General features: G+C 60.7%; 1 protein-coding gene. It reads left to right on the forward strand.

Annotation, left to right across the window (positions count from 1 at the left end):
- On the forward strand, positions 1 to 638 hold a 638-nt coding region (locus NW838_RS08130; RefSeq protein ID WP_414427832.1), incomplete at its 5' end, for a pyridoxal-phosphate-dependent aminotransferase family protein.
- Positions 639 to 700 lie beyond the last annotated feature (62 nt).

Consider the following 700-nt stretch of genomic DNA (forward strand, 5'->3'; position numbering starts at 1 on the left):
TGCCGGTGCTGATGGACGAATGGGGCTTGGATGTGGTGGCCTCGGGATCCCAGAAGGGCTATATGATCCCACCAGGGCTGGGATTTGTGGCCGTCAGCCCGCGGGCCATGGCCGCTACGGAGCGCTCTAGGTTTCCCAAGTACTACTGGAGCTTTAAGCTGGCGCAAAAGGCCCTGCGCCAAGGCACCACTCCCTTTACACCGGCGGTGAACCTGTTTTACGCCCTGCAGGTTACCCTGCGCATGATGCGCGCAGAAGGGTTGGAAGCCATCTACCGGCGTCATGCCAAGCTGGCCCAGGCCACCCGTGCTGGCGTCAAGGCTCTGGGGCTAAAGCTCTTGGTTGATCCAGAGTCAGCGGCCAGTCCTTCGGTAACAGCTGTACTCGCTCCCGAAGGGATCAACGCTGCCACCATCCGCAGCACCTTGAAGAAACACTTCGACATCGCCCTTGCCGCTGGACAAGACCACCTCAAGGGCAAAATCTTCCGCATTGGCCATTTGGGCTTTGTGAGTGACCGCGATGTGCTGATGACCTTGGCTGCTCTGGAGTCAGCTTTACACACCGTGGGCTACAGCGACTTCACCCCAGGGGCGGGAACTCGCGCCGCCAAGGAAGTATTGGCCCACGGCTTCTGAGCCCCCAGCTCAGCTAGAAATCGCAGGAGCCCCGCACTGTACCCGTAGGGTCAGTGCCGGGA

This window comes from Synechococcus sp. R55.2 (assembly GCF_047462075.1).
Lineage (GTDB): Bacteria > Cyanobacteriota > Cyanobacteriia > Thermostichales > Thermostichaceae > Thermostichus.